Here is a 21827-nt window from a genome sequence, read left to right as displayed (position 1 = left end):
CACTCATTAACTTTTAACGAATGAGGTCGCGTATGTGCGGTATTGTCGGCGCTGTAGCCCAGCGCAATATCACCCCAATCCTGGTTGAAGGCCTGAAACGCCTGGAATACCGCGGCTACGACTCCTGCGGCGTTGCCTTGCACCTGGATGGCAAGCTGCAGCGCTCCCGCAGCACCTCGCGCGTGGCCGACCTCGAAAAGCAGATCGATGAAGGCGGCCTGAACGGCTTCACCGGCATCGCCCACACCCGCTGGGCCACGCACGGCGCCCCGGCCTCGCATAACGCCCACCCGCACTTCTCCCCAAGCGAAGCTGCTGCCCGCATCGCCCTGGTCCACAACGGCATCATCGAGAACCACGACGAACTGCGCGCCGAGCTGACCGCCCTGGGTTATGTCTTCACCAGCCAGACCGACACCGAAGTGATCGCCCACCTGGTCGACCACATGTACAACGGCGACCTGTTCGACACCGTGCAGCACGCTGTCAAGCGCCTGCATGGCGCCTACGCCATCGCCGTGTTCTGCCGCGAAGAGCCGCACCGCGTGGTGGCAGCGCGCCAAGGCTCGCCGCTGATCGTCGGCATCGGCCAGGGTGAAAACTTCGTCGCATCCGACGCCATGGCGCTGGCCGGCACGACCGACCAGATCATCTACCTGGAAGAAGGCGACGTAGTCGACCTGCAGCTGGGCCGCGTGTGGATCATCGACGTCGACGGCAAGCAAGTGAACCGCGAAGTGAAGACCGTGCATGCCCACACCGGCGCCGCGGAACTGGGTCCATACCGCCACTTCATGCAAAAAGAGATCTTCGAGCAGCCGCGCGTGGTCGGCGATACGCTGGAAGGCGTAACCGGCGTCATGCCGGAGCTGTTCGGCGACGGCGCCTACAAGGTATTCAAAGAAATCGACCGCGTGCTGATTCTCGCTTGCGGCACCAGCTACTACGCCGGCCTGACCGCCAAGTACTGGATCGAATCGATCGCCAAGGTACCGGTCAGCGTGGAAATCGCTTCCGAATACCGCTACCGCGACAGCGTACCGAATCCTAAGACCCTGGTGGTGACCATCTCCCAGTCCGGCGAAACCGCCGACACCATCGCCGCGCTGAAGCACGCGCGCAGCCTGGGCATGGAACACACCCTGACCATTTGCAACGTGTCGACCAGCGCCATGGTGCGCGAGTGCAAACTGGCCTACATCACCCGCGCCGGTGTGGAAGTGGGCGTGGCCTCGACCAAGGCCTTCACCACTCAATTGTCCGCCCTGTTCCTGCTGACCCTCAGCCTGGCGCAAGTAAACGGCCTGCTGACCGAAGAACAGGAAGCCGCACACCTGAAAGCAATGCGCCACTTGCCGTCTGCCATTGCCGCCGTGCTGGCGCTGGAACCGCAGATCATCGCCTGGGCCGAAGAATTCGCACGCAAAGAGAACGCCCTGTTCCTGGGCCGCGGCCTGCACTACCCGATTGCCTTGGAAGGCGCGCTGAAGCTGAAAGAGATCTCCTACATTCACGCCGAAGCCTATCCAGCCGGTGAGTTGAAACACGGCCCGCTGGCGCTGGTGACCGACGAAATGCCGGTCGTGACCATCGCCCCGAACGACGCGCTGCTGGAGAAGCTGAAGTCGAACATGCAGGAAGTGCGCGCCCGCGGCGGCCAGCTCTACGTCTTCGCCGACGTCGACTCGCGCATCACCTCCGGCGACGGCCTGCACGTGATCCGCTTGCCGGAACACTACGGCCATCTGTCCCCGATCCTGCACGTGGTTGCGCTGCAGCTGCTGGCTTACCACACCGCCTTGGCCCGTGGTACGGACGTTGACAAGCCACGTAACTTGGCGAAGTCGGTCACGGTTGAGTGATCAATTTGCTTTGATTGACTTGAATGCGGGCGGTAAATAGAAGCGTTCCTTTCGCTCTACTTAAATGCATGGGTTTCGAGAGCGCTAAGCTCAAGAAACCCAAGCGCGGCTAGGGTGGGAACGCATTTATTTACCGTGACAGAATTCTTCGTAATTTGGGGCCAAACAACCCCCAGAGTTCTTCCGCTTTGATGACGCTGAAGTCCGGATATCCGAATTTGTGTGGCCTCGTCGCAGGCCGAACAAGAACCCACAAAAACGATAGTGGATACTGAAATTTTATGCTAAGCACGGCAGCCGTCAGCGTTGTCGACGGTTACAATCTGCAGATGCGCCGCAGACACCAAATCTCTGTACTCAACAAACGCATCCAGACTTCTGCTGCGCAGAATGACCAAGCATTTCAAGAAATCAGGCAGGGAGAGATTTCCCGACGAAATGTGCGCTACCAAGGTCTTATGCGTGAAGCCGGCACCTAGCCGTGCCAAACGACTCGCAAGCTCGTCTACACTAAATGGTGGTATTTGATTGAGTTCGCACCTGATTACCTCCTTAGCACGCGTTTCCCAAGGCTGGGCGCTTTCCATGGCAGAGCACCATATCGTCGGTAGTTCTGAGTCTACGGCTTCAAGTATCTGAAGGAATAGTTCCAGCCTCACCCGGCCGACAGCCACTCGGGCTGCTAAGCCCTTCTCATCGTCACGAATCCCGAAAGCGGCCAAACGCTTGGCGAGCTCAGCATAGCCCACATCCTTTCGCATAAGTGCGACACGAACAACGCGGGCAGCCAAGCCAACCCACGGAGCATTGTTTTCGCTCACGAATTTCCTTGATTTTTGTGAATAGACGTCTACTGTAAACCACAGTAAATACTAACAATTTAAAAGGCCAATACAGACCTAGAACATCAAGAAATTTATGCTAGTCGACAATTGGCCGTGGGCTCATTGTATTGAGAAGTACGGACCCTGCCAATGCGGATGCAGCGCTGTTAGTTGAAGCATCGGCGACAAGAAGTGAACGGCTATTAGCTGAGGTGAAGGGCGCGGGCTAACTGGGCAGTATTGCCAAAAGAAAGGTCGCAAGTTACACTCCGCAACTTACGCAATGAAATTGTAGACTAAACTATGCCCACAATGGCATGGTATAGCTGAAATCGCTCATTTGTCAAGCCCAGCGTCACACCGCTTCTCAATTGAGTACATCGGAGAATGAGAATGTAGAGCCAATGAACCTGATACCTGCAGTTTGCGGGCCCAGAAAATGAAAATGGAGAAGTCCCGCGCCAACGAGACTTCCCCATCGAATTTGTTGCACGCCATTAGAAATGGCTGTCCAAACACGTACGCGCGGATGGTCTCATGCATGGTGTGCAATGTCAACCCCTGCCCGAAAGGTTTAGGCGGGGCGAGGAATCCTAGGATTAACACCATGGAAATTACTATTTGCGCCTATAGGTGTCGTAGGGCCTATGCCTGGCCTTCCCCAAACGCCGGTTCTTTGAACACGGTGGATTTCAAATATCCTGCTTACCAATCTCCCCAGCCCACCTCACGCTGCGGCAAGGGTGCGGAGTGCCACGTCTCACCTGGCTGGGGACATGGCCATGCCTAGCGAGCTGCAAACATTAGACGCCATCGATTCTGGTGCACCTAGAAAAGCTATCGTCCCATTTGAAGATAGGGTAGCAGTTAGCGACCTAAGAAGTCCTCGTATGGTCGAAGTTATGCGCGTTCCGACGATAGAAGAGCTGCGCGAAAAATTGAAAGTGATGGGCGTTCCAAACAACCCAGCGCTTCGCGACGCGAACCTAGAGACCAAAATCGATGCGCTTGCCAACTTCGGTCGAGCGTATCTGCCGACGTTCGAAGTGATTACGTTCGTCGCGACGCTGTTGGCGAAAGTCCGCGAAGTGTATTGCGCAAAGCAGTTTGGCGGAGAAGAGTTTCGCACGTACTTTCACGCAGCTGCGGGAGTCATGAGAGGCGGGAAACTACGCCCATTGCCTGCTTGCCTTTCTGCCATTTCAGCGACTGGCTTTACGCTGACCGGTCCATCGCTCATGGGTAGAACAGCGATGTTAAAGAGAGTCGTAGAGCTATTGGGTAAGCCCTTCCGGGTCGAAGGTGACCACCCTGCTCCGCGAGTGATGTGGGTGGTTCCTATTCTCTACTTGGGCTATCCAACGTGCGGTACGTTAGAAGGACTACTTCGAGACATGCGCGACCGCATATTGGCGGAGGTAGGTCGGCACGACATGAATGTCAATGCGCTGGCAGAACTGGAAGGTATCAATGGCGAGAACGTCGCGATTGCCTTATGCACGCTTATGAACGTTGGCGTGTTCGTGCTTGATGGAGGCGGCTTTTCCGACGTCAATGGTAAGACAGAACGCATATTTCGATTCTTGCTGAAGTTGCGAGAGTTTGCCGGCATCCCAGTGGTCATTTCAGGTACAAGTGCATTCATGTATTCGTCTAGCTACATGGGTAACCTGAACTCGAACCTATTCAATGGGCCGAGTCTTCAAATGAATCCGTTTAGGCCACCGTTGCCGCCACGTGACGGAGTTGAAAACTCCAAGGCTAAGAATGGGGTATGGCAGCAAATGAATGCGTGGTTGTGGCGGCAAGGCCTTCACCCCCATTCGAGCCAGATGCCTGATGAATTGCCATCATGGACCTATCAGGCCGCATATGGTCGGCCTGGATGGCTAGTCCAAGGATTCGAAGCATTACATCTTGCGCTGATTACGAAACCAGAGCTGTTGAATACGGGAGCGCTCACAGAAAAGCGAGTGCTGGCCATCTTCGATATGAAACTCCAACTGCACAATAGTGCCCGCCGAGCTGTGGCTCGAACAGTCCCGCCATCTGCGAAAGGACGAGCCTCGTTTATTAAGAATCTCGACCACCTGTCGACTCATGATTTTGACGAGCCACAAGTTCATGAGTGGCTGGACGAGGCAATGCTGCGTCGAGCATGGAACCGGTGAATAACAACCTCCTGGTGGCTCCCCAATTTCCTGATGGTGAAATTGTGAATGCATTCTTGATTCGCATGTCGAGCTATAGCGGCTCACAATCATTCGCTATGGCATGTCGCCAGCTCCTACATCGAAAACCAGGCTTGGATGGAATGCCCAGCTTCCTCGGCAGATTTCACGAAGAAGTCGGTCATGTCTATGGCGACATCGACACAATCATCGACAAGCATACCGAATACAACTTCTTCTGCTGCGGATTGCCCCGTTCGCGATTTGAAGCGCAGCGAGCACGTTTAATTCAGATGCATCGTGGGCCAGTGCGACTCGCCCGACTACCTCTGCTCTATAGCGAGAGTGAAGCGCGTTTTTTCCAATGCGCAGAGTGTGCGGAACAACAGGAAAAGGAGTTCGGTTTTACCTTCATCCATAGGCGAACTGGTGCGCCTTTCGTTAACGTATGCCCGCATCACGGGCTCGAAATACAGTGCAAGAGCAGTCGCCTGCTTCTATTCGACAGGCACTGCAAATCAACACTCTCAAATTACCAACGGATTATGACCATGGAACTCGGAAAACGCATTGAAGATTGTATGGAGAAGCCAGTCACTGAATCGGGATATCACAAAGACGACCTACTCTTGCTGTTGAAGGGCGCGGACTGGATTGGAAGCGATGAGCGATTCCACTTGAGAGAGTTCGTCGATGCGTTCACGAAGTTCTTCGCCGGGGCGTTTGCGGATGAGCGCCTGAGTCTGATGTGCTTGTCGAAGAAACACGTCGAGTCCGCCATACGCTCGCTAACGCGCGTCGAGAAGGCTCTCCATCCGGAATGGTGTGTCCTGTTTCGTTGGTTTGCGGAAGTTCAGCCGCGCTCCACGCCGTCGTGTGGGGGCTCTGCCGCACTTGGCGCCCCGCATCCTAAGAAGCGCGCACATTCGACGACTGTGCCGTTACGTGCAGAAATCGAAGCTGCAATGGCCCGGCATCGAACTTTGCGTGCAACCGCGAAAACGATGGGGCTAAGCGTTCCGTTGCTCAGTACGTACTGCAAACGCTATGGCGTCAAGGTTAGCTGGCGCCCAAAGAAGATTACGGCACAGATTTCGTCCGAGATAGTAGATGCACTTAGGGCGGGCATGCACCCTAATGAGGCCGCAGAAGAGTTCAACATCTCACCATCGTCGGCCTATCGCCTTCTTGTGGAATCGGGTATGCCACTTCCAACTGTCGAGGCCAAAACTTTGCGCACCGAAGAAGACAAGACGAAGTGGCGGCTGTTGGTCTTGGAGCACCCCAATGCGTCCCGAAACGCATTGAGACGACTACAGCCAAACCTTTGGATGCGTTTGAACAGGAATGCTGAAGACTGGCTCGAGGAAAACCTGCCTGCCCCGCTACCTGCTGGCTGCGGCGTTAGAGCCCGTCCGTCCGTTCAGTTGAGTAGCAAGCTAAATCTGGCTTTGGCTGATGCTACGAAAGCCTGCAGCGCGGCGGACCACATTCGAATGCATATGTCTCGCTACCGCTTGCAAGACCTCACCGGCGTCACGCTCTATGCGTTGAAACGCTGCGAGGAGACTGGAAGTGTCGAAAGGCGCGAAGAGTCTCGCGAAGCGTTTGTGGACGGGCGGCTAGCCAGGCTCACGAAGTCAATTGGCCGCCCTGTTCAAAGGTTTTCATTGATTGCAAAAGAAGCGGGCCTGCGCACTGAGACAGTTCGTAAGGCCTTGAAGAAAGAGCGGACCTGAATTTTCGATAGAGAGGAAGCCGTTGTCAGTAACACGAATGAACCAGCAGCTGTTCATCATGAACATCCTGCCCGAAGAAGACATCACCGGGTTCTTAGTAAGACAGTCATTTGAACGGAGCCAGGTGAGAGCGCTCATGAAACCTGAAAACTTGGCGAAGTCGACAGAAAGACCTGGATGGGCATTTCCGTCCGGGCTCAGCTCTCTCACAAACGAAATCCAATTCGCGTTGCCGGATACCGATGGCGTGATATCCAAACATACCCGCTTTCCACTGTACTCGCGGTTTCTCTCCGATGAGGATGCCCAAGCGCTGCGAAAGCATTACGTGGGAACCGCCATGAGGGGCGTGGCCGCTCACGTCGGTATGTCCAGCCGTGCGTTCAGAAGCAGAATGGCAGTTTGTCCAGAATGCATACAGACCGACATCAGAGACAATGGCTATGCATTCTGGCGGCGACTTCACCTCACACCAGGTATCACTGCGTGTGCGACTCATAAGCGGCCGTTGCTGACGTTCTGCGACGCATGTGAGGCAGCTCATCGGCGTAACCGAACAAACTGGCTTCCGCCTAAGCGCTGCTTATGTGGCGGCAGCTTGAAAGTGATAGCGGAGTTAAAAGACAAGGAGCATGAAGCCGCCGTTGGAGTTGCAACCTTGGCTGAACAGGTTTTGCAGGGAACTGTTTCCACCAAAGTTTCGTCCGCTACAGTGACAGCGCTATTGGAACGGCTCTTCGCCAACCCAAAAGCCGAGAAAGGTCGGCTTCCATATGCACTTTTTGGAGAGCTTCTTCACGAGACTGTAGGCGCCAAATTCGCCACGCAGGTGGGCATCGGCACAACCACTTTGAAGCGGATGGTCGGCGCGCTTAAGTCAGGAGGACTCATCCGCAATCCGATTCAATACCTGGCCGCGATTTACGCGGTTTTTGGCGACTTCGACGGTTTCGAAGTTGCCTTACAAACGAATCAGGAGACTGCCGAAACTGACGGTGTCATTGACGTTAGACCTAGGCCCAAAAAACGACGTAAGCGTGAGCCCGCTGAATACAAGGCCTGGATTAAAAAGCTAACGCCTACGCAGAATTCTTCGCTCAGAATGGAGTCTCGAACCTGGCTCCTCGAGCGCTTACATGAGTCGCCGGCTATTCAACGGTCAGAACTGTACGACTTGCCTGGCAGCGATGGTCCCTTGCGCTATTTGAGACTTGCTGATAAAGCCTGGTTTGACAGCATCTTGCCGCCATTGGATGCGCGGCGGATTCGCGTTGCCCGCGAACGCCAACTCGTTCAAGAAGTAGTTCGACTCAAGAATCACATACTTGAGCGCTATGAGCTCTCCATAAAGACCCAACCGATGGAACGGGTTACTAGGACCTACCTCATATCGCACGCCGGATGTGAGTCACGAGGTAGCCGTGCACTTGAAAGTGAAGAAATCCAAACGATGCTCGAGATGTATTCAGAAACACCTGCTCAGCGTCGGAAGCGCGTTATGGATATGGTCTGTCAAGAAGTGAGAACGCGGGCACCGGACCATCCGTTGGGGGCGGAATCGACCTACGTTGACTTGAACGATAACTGCTTCGCTTCACGCCTTTCACGAGCAAAAAAATGGTTAGCACAAAACGCAAAATAGTCCCCTATTCCGTACCTCTTCCCTACACACCCGAAGATGCCGAGCGGATTCGGCGGACTGGCAAGTTGGAATACGTCGAGTTCGTTCCCCGGCCAGAAAACGAAACGGGGTTCTATCTGGCCGATTTATCGGGGTGCCCGATACTTTCATGGCCACCAGAGCTGCCGAAATTTGACCCCCGCGGGCATCCAGCGGCGGGTTCATTTATTCATTGGAAAAAGGCGCAGGACAGCAAGGTAGGGATACCTGGCAATTACTTCAGCTTCAAAGGAGGCGGTTTGATTCCTTGTCACTCCGCGTTGGAACACCGCCATCTAAGCCATTTTGAGATGAATCCGTTTGTCGTCGAAATTCGAACTCAATATCCAGAATGGAACAGCAGCCTTTATTGGGAATATAGGAAGATGGGCATGCGAATGCCGAAGCGAGCCCTGATGACAATCGATTTTTTGCTTACGTTGAAGATTCCGGGCAGTGCGAGTCTTCATTACCACGCAGTTTCAACGAAGCCGCACGAGTTTCTTCAAAATCCTGCAGTACAGAAGAGGCACAAACGTGAAGTCGACTCGGTGACTCTTTGGGGCTGCACCCACGAAGTGATGACACAGCATTCGGTTACGGACATGGAAGCAATCAACAATTGCAGGTTGTTTGAGTACATGCGCGAAGTCGATGACATTGCTAGTTATCGCTCGGTGGCTATAGATATGGCGACCGCGCTGCTCAGCGACCTAACCACCGGCACTTGCGACCAGAAGATTGGACGAGTCTCTAAGCGTTTCGGCTGGACCTTGAACGAAGGTTATAGGATTTTCGCCATCGCGAACTTTCTCGGATATCTCTCTTTGAATCACGAGTTCGAACTCTTGCTGGATAAGCCGCTCATCGTTGGGAAAAGGATGGCGCGAGAGGTTCAGGGCGCGAAATATGAATGATTCTGAGAATACGGTAATCATCCGGTGGAGTAATCTTTCTCTAACTCATGGGCGTGGGAAAGAGCTAATTTACCGAGTGCTGGCCATCAGTGACTCTTTCATTCACGTTGTAGAGCTCGGCACTGTACGGCGCGAGAAGACCGGTGCTCTTGAAGCCAAGATTTTCACGGCCAATCCGCCGCCCAAGACAGGAAACAGAAGGTTGATGTGGCCTAGGGAGTTCGTGAATGCATCGTTTAACGAAGGGCGGATGAGGCACGTCGCCGAGCACGGAATACCGGCGCAAATGGCCGACACCAGTAGCACCGCCGCGGAGTCTCCAAGGCTGACCATTCGAAAACAAGTTGTTACGCACATTGAGACGCATGGGGGTGACGCGGTTTTCGAAGACCGGGAAATTTATGCCCGTTCAATCCAAAATGCAGCAGCCTTCTACAACGTCTGCGAGAAAGCAGCCAGGAAATGGTTTGAGATGTTTGTGTTTTACGGTCGGCATGAGAACGCGCTGATTGACCAAGACTGGAGAAAGGGCGCGCCCGGGGTAGGCCGAAGAAATCTGCGAGACAAAAATGGAAAGCCTGCGACGCTAGGGAGACGCACCGACAGTGAGAAGCTATTCGGAAAGGAAGGGCATCCACGGAGGAGATTGACTAAACAGCTTCTTGCGGAGTACTCGAACTTTATCAGGAAAGAGGCCTACGATAACAATGTCGCGTTTCCCGAAGTCTTTAGTCGCTGGCAAGAGAGTCGAGTCGCGTTTAATCGGGATAAGGATGGGAATATCGCAGTCTATAAACTCGACCGTAAGAACTACCCCACCGATGACCATATGAAGAGAGTCGGTCGTGTTCTGCTCAAAAAGTATCGTGAGTTACGAGACAGGGACGAGAGGCTTCGGCCAGGCAGTAAGGGGGGCAGTGCCCAAGACATCGTGCACGACCAGTTGCCCGTCATGGATATGGATGGCACGCCGGCAGACAACTATGTTCTGTATGGAAAGGATGTTAAAGGGAGAAAGCCGACGGTGGTACTGGCGGTTGATAGAGCCAGTTGCGCTATTGTTGGATGGGATGTGAGCTTCGTTCCAGAAAATGGCGATGCATACCTCAATTGCTACTTCTCGGCGTGTACAGATAAAACTCGCGAGCTCCACCGCTGGGGGGTGCCACATCTGCGTGGCATGGTCTTCGGCTGTGCGAGCAGAATATTTATCGACCGCGGTCCCGGTATCGGGAAAAAGGCGCAAAGCGCGATTGTAGAGCGCTGTCGTAACGCCACGATGATTGCTGAACCAGGTTCTGGTCAAGCCAAAGGCCATGGAGAAGGCGTAATGGGCGCGATTCAAAAGGCATTAGCCTACCTTCCTGGGTCTACGTTTCCCACTGGAGATATAGAAGAGGACAGGAAAAGACGACAGCTTGCAAAGACGGGCGCGGTAACCCAAAAAAGGTTTATGCAGGAGCTTCTTATAGCGATAAGTACACGAAACGAAACACTCGACGTTAAGCACCTCTTAACACAAGACATGTTGAAGCAGAAAATTCCTGCTTGCCCAGCGGAGATTTATCGCTACTACAAGAGCAGACGGCGCGGTGATGCCGCATGGGATTGGCCGCCTGAGGACACCATTAGGAAGCTATGCGTTAAACGTACAAAGAAGGCACCGGAAGGTATCGTGACGATAGACCAACGTGAATATACTTCTTCAGAACTGCAACGACTCGCGCGTCAACACGCAAAAATGAACAATGGTGCTTCTGTTGAAATTACGACGTACGGTGTCCCGCGTGCAAAATATGTTCTGTTCTGGGAGCTTCCCGGTAATGAACTGGGAGTGCTGCGTCAGACAGAGTTCACACAGAAGTACTATGACGATATCAATGATTCGTCTGAGGATGATAATAAAGTTCGTAATCATCTATTGGCGCGCGCGAAAAGTAATTCACGCAAACCCATTCGACTAACCGACGGCTCTTCTGGCGGTGCCTCAACTACATTGGTTTCAAAGGCGAAACAAGCGAAGATTAATGATGTTGAGCGCAACGCAGCACCAACGTCGCCCCGGGCGACTTCAGAGGAATTCTCGGGAATAGGTAGGCGTCAGTTTGTCGATGACATCGAAGCGGTTCCGATGCTTTCTGAGATTGTCAAAGCTCAAGAAGAGCCTGTTGAACCTCTCCAACACGACGACGTCGGCATCGATAACGGGCTAAGTTGGATTGCCGATGACCAGGATTTGCTCATCGATTAATAAGAAGCGCGAGATGTGCCTAGTTCGCGAGGAGGTTCAAGGCGTAGTGGCAGAGGTTGCGCGCCGACGGTATCGGCGGACCTTTAGCAGTCGCGAAGGTGAACCATTAAGTTCTATCCCATTTTGCCCGCTTGAACGAGGTCAAATCAGAATCTTCATTCATTAGTGCGGAGAGTGGGTTTCTCCACCTTCTTCCGTGGTTTGCTTGCTCTTTGCCGAGGCTGCGCTTGTCGCGTCAGCATCAATGGGTCGACAGTCGCTAGGGGCGCAATTGTGTCAAACCAGGACTGTCTTCCTAACGCCCTGACAATCAGCACCAAGGTTCGCAACGATGAGCCATTCCCCAGCTCCAGATTCCTCACTGAACGAAGGCTGACGCCCGCCTGCGCAGCCAGGGCCTTCTGCTCGAGGTTCTTACGAATTCGAAGTCTCTTCAGGTGGTTTCCCAATTCGACCTCTATTTCTTCTGGAGTTCTGAACTGCGTCATCCGGGTCGCCTATCAAAAATGCGCCAGCAACAAAGGGTTAAATTCTGCCTATTATGACAGAGAATTACCGTTAAAAGGCAATATTCAACCTGTTAAGTTGCCCCTACATTGTCCCGGCGCTTCCGGCAACCAAGTCTTTGAAGCATCGTTCTTCGGCAATTATCATTCAGCTAAAAAATATTATTCTTGGTCAATTGATATCTTTGTATGCATGCCGTATCGTGGGAGACGAATACCACCAATCCGTTTCGATGTCTTCATTTCACCCAGTAGCAGATGAGTAAAGTTAAAACCTCAGCGATTCCATATGCTGGTTACACCTATCAAACGTACCAAGGCATGGCTTGGCTAGTGGATTGGTTGGCTTCTCCAACCCGATTCGTGAAAATGCGATTTGAATGTAACGACAAGTCATCAGCACCGCAGGGGTTGGACGATATCGTCGCATGGCGAACAGATGGTCTGGTCGATTATGCGCAGGTCAAATTCACAGCGAATACAGACGAACATCGACTGTCCTGGGACTGGCTCCTCGAGCTTCCTTCGACCAAAATTCCGCGGTCGTTGCTGATGAAATGGTTCGATGCGCTGCAGGCTATCGAGCCCACCGAACTGGGACGAGTTAGTCTCATCACGAACAGGGAACCCGACGAAGAGTTTGGGCGATGCTTGGTGGGTAATAGGATGGACTTTGACAAGCTCGAACATAAGCGTCAGCAAGAAGTAATCGTGCAACTGGGTAGCGAGTCAGCTGCTCGCCAGATTTTCACAGTGTTGGAAGTGGAGCATAGCAACACAGCCTTCCTAGCCCTACCTAGCAAACTTCTGGGCGATTTGGTCCAACTTGGGTATGACGAAGGCTCCTATCATCGGCTGTTCTCGGAATGCACAAGGTGGGCCACGCATGGCCTACCACTACCCGATGGCGACATCACTCTAGACGCTATTCGCGCAGTTATATCAACGCTTCGCCCCGAGCCAATTTCGCAAGAATTTGAAATCCCAGCCGGTTATATACCTCCAGATTCAGACTTTCATCAGGAGTTGCTTGAGAGGCTTTCAAAGCCCGACGACAAGGACAAGCTGCACGTTCTCACGGGCCCACCTGGTAGAGGAAAGAGTACATATCTGAGCTATCTAACTGAGGAGTTGGATGCGAGAGCAATTCCAGTCATCCGGCATCACTACTTTCTGTCTACGACTGACAGGAGTACAGACCGCATGCGCCTTTACTCAGTTGCGAACTCATTGCTGTCTCAGATTGGAAGATTGCGAGCATCAGGCCGGGCGAGTACGAATCACGAAGACCTCCGGAGCGAAATCACGAACTGCGCACGTGAACTCGAAGAACGAGGCGTACCACTTGTCGTCATCATCGATGGGCTTGACCATGTTTGGCGACAGGGCAAAGACATTCGGCCACTCAATGACCTCTTTCAGCAGCTGATTCCAGTACCTCCGAACACGCACCTGATTTTGGGAACACAACCGGTGGGGAATGACCAGCTTCCCGAACGCTTAGTGGTCTCGCTAGGCCGGGATTCGTGGACTGAGATTCCCACGATGTCGCCAAAATCGATTTTGGGGTATGTGGTGACTCTAGTTCGAAGCGGTCGGTGGACACGGCCTCGGCACAATCAACTCAAACGTGAAATACGTGCCTGCAGCTCCGCATTGTACGAGCGAACTGGTGGGCATCCGCTTCACCTAATATTTTCGGTCGAAGAGTTGCTGAAACGTGACACGCCGCCGACAGAGTACGCAATCAAGGGATTGCCACCATGTCCCGACAATGACATACGGAAGTACTATGGGGAACTTTGGCTGAAGCTCTCGGATGCGCAGCAGGACTCTCTACACTTGATATGCGAGCTCCCCTTCTTCTGGCCAGCGCAGGCGTTCTTTGAAATCACCGACGAGCGTCATCAAGTCAGTATCGACGGAATTTCGCACCTACTTTTCGAATCGACAGTTGGCTTTCGCCCGTTTCATGAAAGCCTAACGGTTTTCGTTAGGAGTAATCCGAAACATAGGGAGCGCGTTGAAAAGCTTTTCCCGCTGGTAGAAGCCTGGCTCTCGACATTGGCGCCGGCTGTTATCCGAAACAGTTGGCTTTATTCTCTGCGGGCAAAGCGAGGAGCACACGCTCAGCTTGCCCAAACCCTGACGCGTGAATGGGTTCTTGAACGACTCGCGGAAGGATATTCGACGTCCACCATTGAACGTATGCTTCAAGAGGCTGAGCAATATATGTTCGACGGCGGCGACTATCCTGAGGCATACAGGCTGAGGTCCCTTAAGCATAGAGTAAATCAAGGGCCGCAATTCCAAATACACGACATGCAGTCGCTGTTGGCGATGTGCTGGGCTGTCTCAAGTGACGACAGTCTTGTGAACGAGACCGTTGCAAACGCGTCTTTGCTGACTCCGTTGAAGCAAGGTAGCTTGAGCCAGGCCCTTCAATACAATGGAGATGTCCGTGCGAAAGCCCTAGCGAGGCGAGCGGTAAACCGGTTCCAAGCTGAGTACCGTTTCAAGCGGGACATACATGACTCACAGTCAGAGCGTGACTTCCACTATCTAATCGAGCGACTGGCTGAAGCCGGCGAGCTCCGAATCGAGTACTTCACCGAATCAGGCGTACTTGACAATGAGCCACATGACCGTATTGCCGCTTTGCTTCGCGGGCTGGTGCAGAGCGGCGATATCTCCACTTTGTTCCTCTTCCACTCGCACACATCGGTACAGCGGACCGCTAAGCTTATTGAAATGGCGATTCTGCAAGTTGCAGTTGAAAACAAGATTGACCTGGTAGCTTGGGAGGAGAGTCGAAAATTCTGGGCTTGTGAGGTTGTAGCCCTTGCTATGGCGCAGATAACCAGGAGTGGAGACAACTCGTTTAGCCGCGACGCTATTCCCCCATCGCCTGCTATTTGGGATAAAGCAGGTGGCTCCGATGCCAAGATTGGCGCCGGACTGACCTATGGTTTCTTCAATTCGTTGGCCCTCCATCTGCTCCCAGGACATTCGATTTGCATTTTGCCCATCTGGCAGCAACAAAATCCAGAGTACGCCCGATTCGTTGTCGCGATTGAAAAAGCGGCCGAAGCAGCTGCGATTAAAGTGAAATCAAAGCAGCCATTGGATTATGGGTTCATCTTCGAGGCAACTAAGAACATCACTTACCAGTTTGGTAGCGATTATCGTTCCAGGGAAGCATACGAGGACATCAAGCGCGCACTTCATGTAATCGCTATCAATCTTCATTTGTTCAGTATGGCGACCGGCACGACACAGTTGATTTCTCGGTCAACTATCGAGCACGCGAGCGCATGTAAGCACTTTGCTACCGGTCGATTCATGGTTGATGTCGCTGATATGCGCATTCGAATGCTTTCGCCAGAGTTGCTGAACGAATTAGTGGAAAGGGAGTTGGCTCAGTTACCGACTGCACATGAGCAAATAGGAGAGTCAATCCAAACGCTTATGGTGCTTGCTCACCTTTGCTTCGTGCCACGAGAAATCAACGCGGTTCGAAGACTGTGTCGTTCCGTTTGGACCCTTGTGCTTGGATATGGTAACCATAAGGACATTAGCGTGCTTGAAGTTCTTGAGGGGATAGAACATCTTGCCTCGGTTGATGCTAAGACTGCCACTGACATGCTTGTGTCGTTATCGGGAGTGATAGCAAACGTCGCCGATTTCACGGATGGAGATGAAACTCACAACGTTCATAAGTGGGCGGCTGACGCGCTTCGAGTTGCAAGCCCAGCGATGCTCATTCGGAAGTATCGCTATCACTTGAGTCGCGGTGAATGGTCGGCCGCAGAAGACACGATTCGAAGTGGTTTGAAGCATTTGGAGCCGCATTGTCAATTTTCACAGGCTCTCGCGCGAACTGGATTAAGGAACGGCGAAATGCCTCGTTCCTGGAGTCAAGGTGCGGACTCTGACAGCCGCCACCCTTTGTATGAAGTAAACAAGCGATTTTTAGGGATTGAGATAACTGTCGAAAAACCGACCGAATCAACTCCTTACGAGCATAAAAAATTTGCTGTGGACTTTTCAGTTTATCCGCCTTCACAGCTTTCCAAGCTTTTTGAGGATATGCGTGCCGCCGGCCATATCTACGAAAGAGACTACCTCGCAGAGTGGTATGACTACTGGAAGGGCAAGTGCCACTCGAAGCTGGTCCAGTCGCTACATAAGTACCTTTTCGAAGATGGCAGCTACGATGCGGAAGTACGCTGCATACTTGACCGGTTGTTCGACAGTACAGTCGCGCTTTTCGGGCGAGACAAAGGGTTTTCCGTCGCAGTCTTGGCCCATGTTGAAAATCGTGCTTGGTCTAGTTGGGCGCTTGCGGAAATAGGTAGTGAGTCGGATAAGCGCATAAGAAAAGTCGCCGCACTGTACCCCGACAGAGGTGTTGAGTTCGTCGTCCAAAGCTGCACGACGCCGGATATGCTGTTCCGAGATTTTAAAGACGACAGCTACACGATTCCCGGAGCACGCCTTGTGTACTTCTTTGCTCAGATTGGTGACCTGGACCGAGCTAGAGCATATCTCGCGTCAATGGTTTCGACTGTTTTGAGCGAAACTCAAATGTTCGCCCTTCCCGCCCCGCATTGGGCGCGCGCAACAGATGAAATTGAAGCGAATGAACTTGCCCTGCACTTTTTAGTCGCTCGCCTGAAGTCGGGAGTTGCAACGACGCGCTTATGGGCAACGCAAGAACTTGTTGAGCTTCTCGTTGGGGTAGATACTCGAGCATCTGTTGAACGGGCACTGCTCAAACACATTGATGACATCGTGCTCGATTCGGAGTTAGTCGAAGCCCTATGGGTGTTCGCCTTTGCAGTTGAACGAGGGTTTGAATTCTCCTCGCCAGTTCGCATCAAAGACGTTGGTTCATGCTTGGCTGCGCGTTTGTGCGAAAGGCTGGGAATATCGTATTCGAAGAGTGCGTTGCTTGCAGCTCCCATGGGATTCGCAGACCCCCTCAACTACTTCAAGGTCGATGGCCTACCAGGTATGCTGTTTAGCGACCTTGAGAGGTTGCAATCGGCGTCTAGGTTCCCGTGGATTTCCCAAGCTACGTTTGAAGCGGCGCGCCTTTCGAAGTCCGTGCATTACAGTCGCAGCGTTGAATTCTTCTTCGGCTCGCTACGTGGCCCGCGGTTTGGGGCGTTGCTGTCCAATGCCACGCAGGTTGCACGCTCAGCGTATCTCCGCACACTTGCTGTCGCTAATCAGACCGCTGGAATGCCGGAAAGGAAGGCTCTTGAATGGGGCATGACTGCGGCTCCGTTCGTCCCATTACTAATGGGGATGAGGCCACAAGAACCAGCCTATTGGAAAGAATTATGCAGGGCGTGTCGAGCCGGTGTGTCTGACATCCAATCGCTCATCTCGTCTCTTCTGAAGGATGCTAACAGCGCGGAACGTGTGCTTGGGACGCTTTATGCGCCTCTCTGGATTTCAGATAATGAATTCTGGACGTTGGAGCTGGATGCGTTTGCGCATGCGCCCAATCTGAACGGCCAAGAACTCTTGAACGAAATCTCTGCCGAGGATGAACCAGGGGAGCTGTTGATTCTCGACCTTTTCAGTGACGAAGGCTCGTACGCATGCAAGAAGCCAAGGAGTCGGGGTTCAAGAAACGTGGCGCGCCGTTTCATTGTGCTACCCCACGCTTATATGCATCTCGATATTTTCGCGCGTGGCATACGCCTCCCAGTACCAGTAGGTACTGAAGAAGAATTTTGGGTAGCGCCTAACGACGGTGGGATTTCGGCCTGCTGTGTGGACAAGCCTATTGGGCACTTCTCTTACTGGAATACCGAATGGTCGGCAGGATATTCAGAGACAACGGGCCCTGGTTGTGCGGCCGCGCTTATGATAAATCGCGACTCACTCGCGCAGCTAAAGGAAAGTGCTGAGACTTTATCCTATCGATGCAGTGTGACAAAACACCATCGGAAATACGGTTACGGTGAATTTGATGATGGGCAGGTCGAGTGTGTTGTTCTGAATCTTGAATAAATAGCGAACTCATTAGAACGTAAGGAGAATTGATGCTGACCTATGCCGAAGCACTGGAGCGAGTTGGCGAAGGCGAACGGCCTTCGGTAATTCTCGGGAATGGCTTTTCTAGAGCCTGGAGAGATGACATTTTCAACTACGCCAACCTCTTAGATGCTGCGAATTTTGGGCCGCGGGATGACCAAATCCGCGAACTATTTCGACGGTTAGATACATACGATTTCGAAGCTGTCATGAGGTGCCTCGTTTCCGCGCGTACTGTTCTGGAGAGTTATGGTGACGGCGCCCATTTGGGGGAACAGATTCGGGCAGATGAGCAGGGGCTGAAAGACGCGCTTATTGCTGCCATCGCGCAGACTCATCCTGAAAGGCCATGGGACGTTACCAATGACCAGTACAGCGCTGTGAGGTCATTCTTATGCACGTTCGCAAGCATCTTCACGCTCAACTACGACCTTTTGCTTTATTGGTCACGCAATGTGGATGTGCAGCCCCCGCTAAGGACAGATGATGGGTTCCGACGTGAGTCCAAATGGCTTGGTTACGGCACCAACCAACAAGTCCACTTTTTACATGGAGGGCTGCACATCTTTGACAGTCCGGCTGGAGTCAAGAAGCATACTTTCGATGGAGGCGGTAGCATTATCGACCAGGTGAGGGACAATTTAAACGAGGGCAGATTTCCACTTTTCGTTTCAGAACCGACCTCAAAACGCAAGCTGGCCAGGATTGAGCATAACCCCTATCTCAACTTCTGCTATCGCGCGCTTTCGAACCTAAATGGGACAGTATTCGTTTTAGGGCACTCGATTGATGAGAATGACAAGCACATCTTTGATGCGGTCAAGAACAGCGCTGTATCTCAAATCTTCATGAGCTTGTATGGCGACGAACGCTCAGATGCTAACACTCGTTCAAAGGCCAATGCGTTAGCGTACTTAGGTGGTCCCGGGCGCTTAGTTGAGTTTTTTGATGCCGCGACTTCTCGCGTTTGGGAGCAAGGGTGATGGTCAACACTCGACAGCTTGAACGAATTACATCCTTCAGCCAGCAGCATTAGCAGGCTGCTGAAATTCTGGTTCCGTGATTCGAGACAACGTAAGAAACCTCGTAAAACGGTGCTAATGAATTCTTTCTTGATGGTTCATGGGCGAGGTACTCCTGCCGAGGGTCAAAACGAACTCTCTGCGGAGGTATTTCAGCAGCCTGCTACCTCGCCACACAACTGCCAGCTACCGATACGAGCCGAGTGTTATGAAATTAAATCATTCCGGAAAAGTAATGTTTATGGCAACATAATGGTCATCCGCTTAACTTTCACTCATGTCATGTACCATCACATTGTCTTACTATCTGACCTTAGCTATCAAATAGGTATTATTGGTCTGATGGAGTACCGCGAGAGGCTTCAAATTGCTGAATGGTTAACTAGTAGCAAAAACTCACTCGATGACCCTAGAGATTCCGGCGAACGGAATCCTATGGAGGATAGCGAATCACCACGCGAGGTTCCAAATAAGGATGTAACATCCAATAACTCCGGCGGCGCGGCAGCGTTAAAAGATGACGACGATGAGTTGGACCGATGGGCTCAATTTTTGGCGTTCAAGAAATGGGTTTTTACCATTGGAGATGCGGATTGTTCTCCATCTGTACCTCATGGTCATTTACATCACAAGAATAATCCCCATCCTAAGCTCAACCCTTATACGGGGCGTGTCTTTGGGAAAGGGCAGAAGGAAGATGTAAGTTTGAGATTAACAAGAGCAGAGATGAAATCACTTTGGAATGATTCTGAGTTCGTGGCTCATTGTCGTGAGCAAGTTATTTACTATAGTAGTTTTGCTCCCGCATATGATTTTCCGAATGCAAGACATGGAAGGCTTCATTTCCCACGCTGGCGCTAGAACATTCGAGCTTTCACTAACTGCAAAAACTTTCGCGTCGAAACGCGTCAAGTCGATGTTTCAGTTTTTCATCGGAAATACGTCATGTCCCTGCGTCAAGAAAAGAGTGATTTTTTACGATACGAGCTGGGGGTGCTGACATTAAAGGGAGCGCTGTCGACGCGAAGTGATGAGGCTCCGATATATGCAATCGCAGCTAGATGGAATAGAACTTCTTTCAAAAGCGCACTCCGTAAGGAGTTGCAGGCACTTGAATTGGTATACTCTACTGGCTGTGTTTCCGACGAATTTCACTACCAGTACATCTCATCTTTTTCAGAACGAGTCAGCACCTCCTACGGAGAATTTCTTCACGGCGGACGATTGCGATTTGGCGTTACTCAAAAGCTTGTCAATCTTCATTTGAAATATCTTTGGGTAGCTGGGCTTATTGAGGAGCCACCTCATTGTCCTATTGATGGAATAATTCGCGATGTTGCAGGCCTCGATTATGATTGGACAAGAAGTGACTCGAAATCAGAATATGAAACTGCTATTAGCGTGCTCTTGCGCCATGCACACCCATCTAGCCTGGCGGTTTGGGAGCTTCAGAAGTTCACGCGCAGAGACCAAAATAAAGTGTAATGCGAATATGTGACGCAAATGATTTCGATAAAAGAAGCGATTTATGGCGGCGCCCCGGTCCGCCAGTTTGACGCCTTACCGATTCATGACTGCATCGGCCGGCACCACGACTGAAAAGCGGCTGATTGTCGGCCGTAGCGCGGGCACGATGTCTAAAAATTGTGTGATTCGTGGCTGAGATGTCTGAAAACATGCAAATTCAACTCAGATACAAGGACACCTGTTGAAGGAACGCTTAGCTTCAGGCTTCCCAACCTAAATGCGGTTGACATCTCGATGCGGCTGTTCTATTGTTTTTCAACAATTTTAAAAGCTACGTATTGAGCGGGTGCGCAAAACGTAGTGCCACCTTGGCAGTGTTTTTGCCACGGTCCCACCTGGAGTGGCTAAGAGAATCCCGCACGCGACGGTCGCTTAGGCGACCGTTGTGCCGTTTACGGCCTACTTCTCCGTTAAGTGTAAAAGAAGAGGCCCCGTGATTCAGGGGCCGGTGAGGCGTTAAGCTAGTACAGAGGTCGCTTAGGTTCGGGAGCGTCAAGTATGGGGTCCGAAACCAGGATAAATGGGTCAAGCCAATCTGCTTTGGCTCGAGTCCAGGCAAGCCAGCTCGTTTGCTCTTCGGACAGCCTCCCAACTGCCAAGGCATTTCGCTCGAACGCATCGGCGAACGCGCGCAATTTGACGGCGCGCTCCCAATTGGTCGCATCACTTTCTAAGGACTTGAAACACGCCGCTTCAGATGCTCGTCGTTTCATAAGGAACTCGTAGCGAGCTTGAGCTCGACGTAGAGCCTCTTGTCGACGAGTCTCTTCTTGTTCTTTAGCGAAGGTCTCCTGGGCCAGCACTACAATCCCCGCAACGACTTCGCCAAGCCGTTGTTCGAGATTCTTCGTCGGAGTGTCTTTCCAGGTGCGCTGAGGCCAGCGTCCGACTTGAAGGGTGAGCGCACCTGTGTCCGCAATCACGGACATTAACTCTGTTGCGACTGAGATTGCGGACATGAAACGCGATGAAACCCCTTTGCTGTCGCCTGCCAGGCTGATGGAAGCACGCGAGCTTGGTGAAAAGCTCGCACGGCTGCGCAAGGCGCGGCGTTTGCGGCAAGCCGATGCTACCGCGCGCGCCGGTATGGCCCGCTCGACGGCCGCACTCATTGAGAAAGGTGACCTCAGCCGCACGCAGGCGCAAATCCTGCGCTACCTGGAGGCCATCGCGCCCGGCCTCACACTCTTGGGGTTGTTGCAGGAAAGCATATATACAGACTCGCGCTCTTCAAAGTGAATACCGCTCCTGACCTGGCTCCAGAATGATGCAGAGTCACCGCTCAAAGAGGACCATC

14 protein-coding genes are annotated in these 21827 nt (G+C 52.5%); 11 read left to right on the top strand and 3 right to left on the bottom strand.

Features of this window, described 5'->3' with window-relative positions; all coding sequences use genetic code 11:
• Window positions 1-32: 32 nt before the first annotated feature.
• Window positions 33-1862, top strand: a complete 1830-nt coding sequence (gene glmS, locus ASE26_RS14150; RefSeq protein ID WP_057246445.1) for a glutamine--fructose-6-phosphate transaminase (isomerizing) — start codon at window positions 33-35, stop codon at window positions 1860-1862.
• A 284-nt stretch (window positions 1863-2146) separates the two neighbouring features.
• Here the strand turns inward: glmS and ASE26_RS14145 are convergent, their stop codons facing one another.
• On the bottom strand, window positions 2147-2683 hold the full coding sequence (locus ASE26_RS14145) for a DUF6471 domain-containing protein (protein WP_156409942.1): 537 nt from the start codon (window positions 2681-2683) through the stop codon (window positions 2147-2149).
• A gap of 893 nt (window positions 2684-3576) precedes the next feature.
• Between ASE26_RS14145 and ASE26_RS14135 the strand changes: the two genes are divergently transcribed.
• The 5 genes from ASE26_RS14135 (at window position 3577) to ASE26_RS14115 (ending at window position 11424) form a co-directional block, all read left to right on the top strand.
• Window positions 3577-4857 (top strand): hypothetical protein, encoded by a 1281-nt coding sequence (locus ASE26_RS14135; RefSeq protein WP_057246442.1) that lies wholly within the window; start codon window positions 3577-3579, stop codon window positions 4855-4857.
• Entirely contained in the window at window positions 4854-6596 is a 1743-nt protein-coding gene (locus tag ASE26_RS14130) for a TnsD family Tn7-like transposition protein (RefSeq protein WP_162259175.1), read from the top strand. Before ASE26_RS14135 ends, ASE26_RS14130 begins: the two co-directional genes overlap by 4 nt.
• Before the next feature lie 37 nt (window positions 6597-6633).
• The gene (locus ASE26_RS14125) at window positions 6634-8238 is read left to right on the top strand and encodes a TniQ family protein (protein WP_057246440.1); all 1605 of its coding nucleotides are present in this window, start codon (window positions 6634-6636) and stop codon (window positions 8236-8238) included.
• A gap of 65 nt (window positions 8239-8303) precedes the next feature.
• Entirely contained in the window at window positions 8304-9173 is an 870-nt protein-coding gene (locus ASE26_RS30640; protein WP_162259174.1) for a hypothetical protein, read from the top strand.
• Window positions 9166-11424, top strand: coding sequence for a hypothetical protein (locus ASE26_RS14115; RefSeq protein WP_057246438.1), 2259 nt, complete (start codon window positions 9166-9168; stop codon window positions 11422-11424). Before ASE26_RS30640 ends, ASE26_RS14115 begins: the two co-directional genes overlap by 8 nt.
• A gap of 155 nt (window positions 11425-11579) precedes the next feature.
• Here ASE26_RS14115 and ASE26_RS14110 read toward each other — a convergent pair whose 3' ends face one another.
• Window positions 11580-11912, bottom strand: coding sequence for a helix-turn-helix transcriptional regulator (locus ASE26_RS14110; protein ID WP_200960815.1), 333 nt, complete (start codon window positions 11910-11912; stop codon window positions 11580-11582).
• Between the two features lie 276 nt (window positions 11913-12188).
• Here ASE26_RS14110 and ASE26_RS14105 point away from each other — a divergent pair, with 276 nt between their 5' ends.
• From ASE26_RS14105 to ASE26_RS30630, 4 genes are all read left to right on the top strand, one after another.
• On the top strand, window positions 12189-17957 hold the full coding sequence (locus ASE26_RS14105) for an ATP-binding protein (RefSeq protein ID WP_082591364.1): 5769 nt from the start codon (window positions 12189-12191) through the stop codon (window positions 17955-17957).
• 32 nt (window positions 17958-17989) lie between these two features.
• Entirely contained in the window at window positions 17990-18964 is a 975-nt protein-coding gene (locus tag ASE26_RS14100) for a DUF4917 family protein (protein WP_057246436.1), read from the top strand.
• 291 nt (window positions 18965-19255) lie between these two features.
• Window positions 19256-19864, top strand: coding sequence for a hypothetical protein (locus ASE26_RS30635; RefSeq protein ID WP_156409940.1), 609 nt, complete (start codon window positions 19256-19258; stop codon window positions 19862-19864).
• A gap of 84 nt (window positions 19865-19948) precedes the next feature.
• Window positions 19949-20488, top strand: coding sequence for a hypothetical protein (locus ASE26_RS30630; protein WP_156409939.1), 540 nt, complete (start codon window positions 19949-19951; stop codon window positions 20486-20488).
• A 503-nt stretch (window positions 20489-20991) separates the two neighbouring features.
• Here the strand turns inward: ASE26_RS30630 and ASE26_RS14090 are convergent.
• Window positions 20992-21459 carry a hypothetical protein gene (locus ASE26_RS14090; protein ID WP_156409938.1) on the bottom strand — a complete coding sequence of 156 codons (468 nt, stop codon included), beginning with the start codon at window positions 21457-21459 and terminating at the stop codon, window positions 20992-20994.
• Between the two features lie 28 nt (window positions 21460-21487).
• Between ASE26_RS14090 and ASE26_RS14085 the strand changes: the two genes are divergently transcribed.
• Window positions 21488-21769 (top strand): helix-turn-helix domain-containing protein, encoded by a 282-nt coding sequence (locus tag ASE26_RS14085; RefSeq protein WP_057246433.1) that lies wholly within the window; start codon window positions 21488-21490, stop codon window positions 21767-21769.
• The last annotated feature ends 58 nt before the right edge of the window (window positions 21770-21827 follow it).

It is taken from the genome of Duganella sp. Root198D2, from assembly GCF_001428585.1.
GTDB lineage: Bacteria > Pseudomonadota > Gammaproteobacteria > Burkholderiales > Burkholderiaceae_D > Rugamonas.
The sequence above is the reverse complement of the archived record's forward strand: the minus strand, read 5'-3'. Positions and strand labels throughout refer to the sequence as shown.

Coding starts and splice junctions, on each gene's coding strand:
- glmS (WP_057246445.1), top strand. CDS start 33: ATGTGCGGTATTGTCGGCGCTGTAGCCCAGCGCAATATCACCCCAATC.
- ASE26_RS14135 (WP_057246442.1), top strand. CDS start 3,577: ATGGTCGAAGTTATGCGCGTTCCGACGATAGAAGAGCTGCGCGAAAAA.
- ASE26_RS14125 (WP_057246440.1), top strand. CDS start 6,634: ATGAACCAGCAGCTGTTCATCATGAACATCCTGCCCGAAGAAGACATC.
- ASE26_RS14115 (WP_057246438.1), top strand. CDS start 9,166: ATGAATGATTCTGAGAATACGGTAATCATCCGGTGGAGTAATCTTTCT.
- ASE26_RS14110 (WP_200960815.1), bottom strand. CDS start 11,912: ATGACGCAGTTCAGAACTCCAGAAGAAATAGAGGTCGAATTGGGAAAC.
- ASE26_RS14105 (WP_082591364.1), top strand. CDS start 12,189: ATGAGTAAAGTTAAAACCTCAGCGATTCCATATGCTGGTTACACCTAT.
- ASE26_RS14100 (WP_057246436.1), top strand. CDS start 17,990: ATGCTGACCTATGCCGAAGCACTGGAGCGAGTTGGCGAAGGCGAACGG.
- ASE26_RS30635 (WP_156409940.1), top strand. CDS start 19,256: ATGGTCATCCGCTTAACTTTCACTCATGTCATGTACCATCACATTGTC.
- ASE26_RS30630 (WP_156409939.1), top strand. CDS start 19,949: ATGTCCCTGCGTCAAGAAAAGAGTGATTTTTTACGATACGAGCTGGGG.
- ASE26_RS14090 (WP_156409938.1), bottom strand. CDS start 21,459: ATGTCCGTGATTGCGGACACAGGTGCGCTCACCCTTCAAGTCGGACGC.
- ASE26_RS14085 (WP_057246433.1), top strand. CDS start 21,488: ATGAAACGCGATGAAACCCCTTTGCTGTCGCCTGCCAGGCTGATGGAA.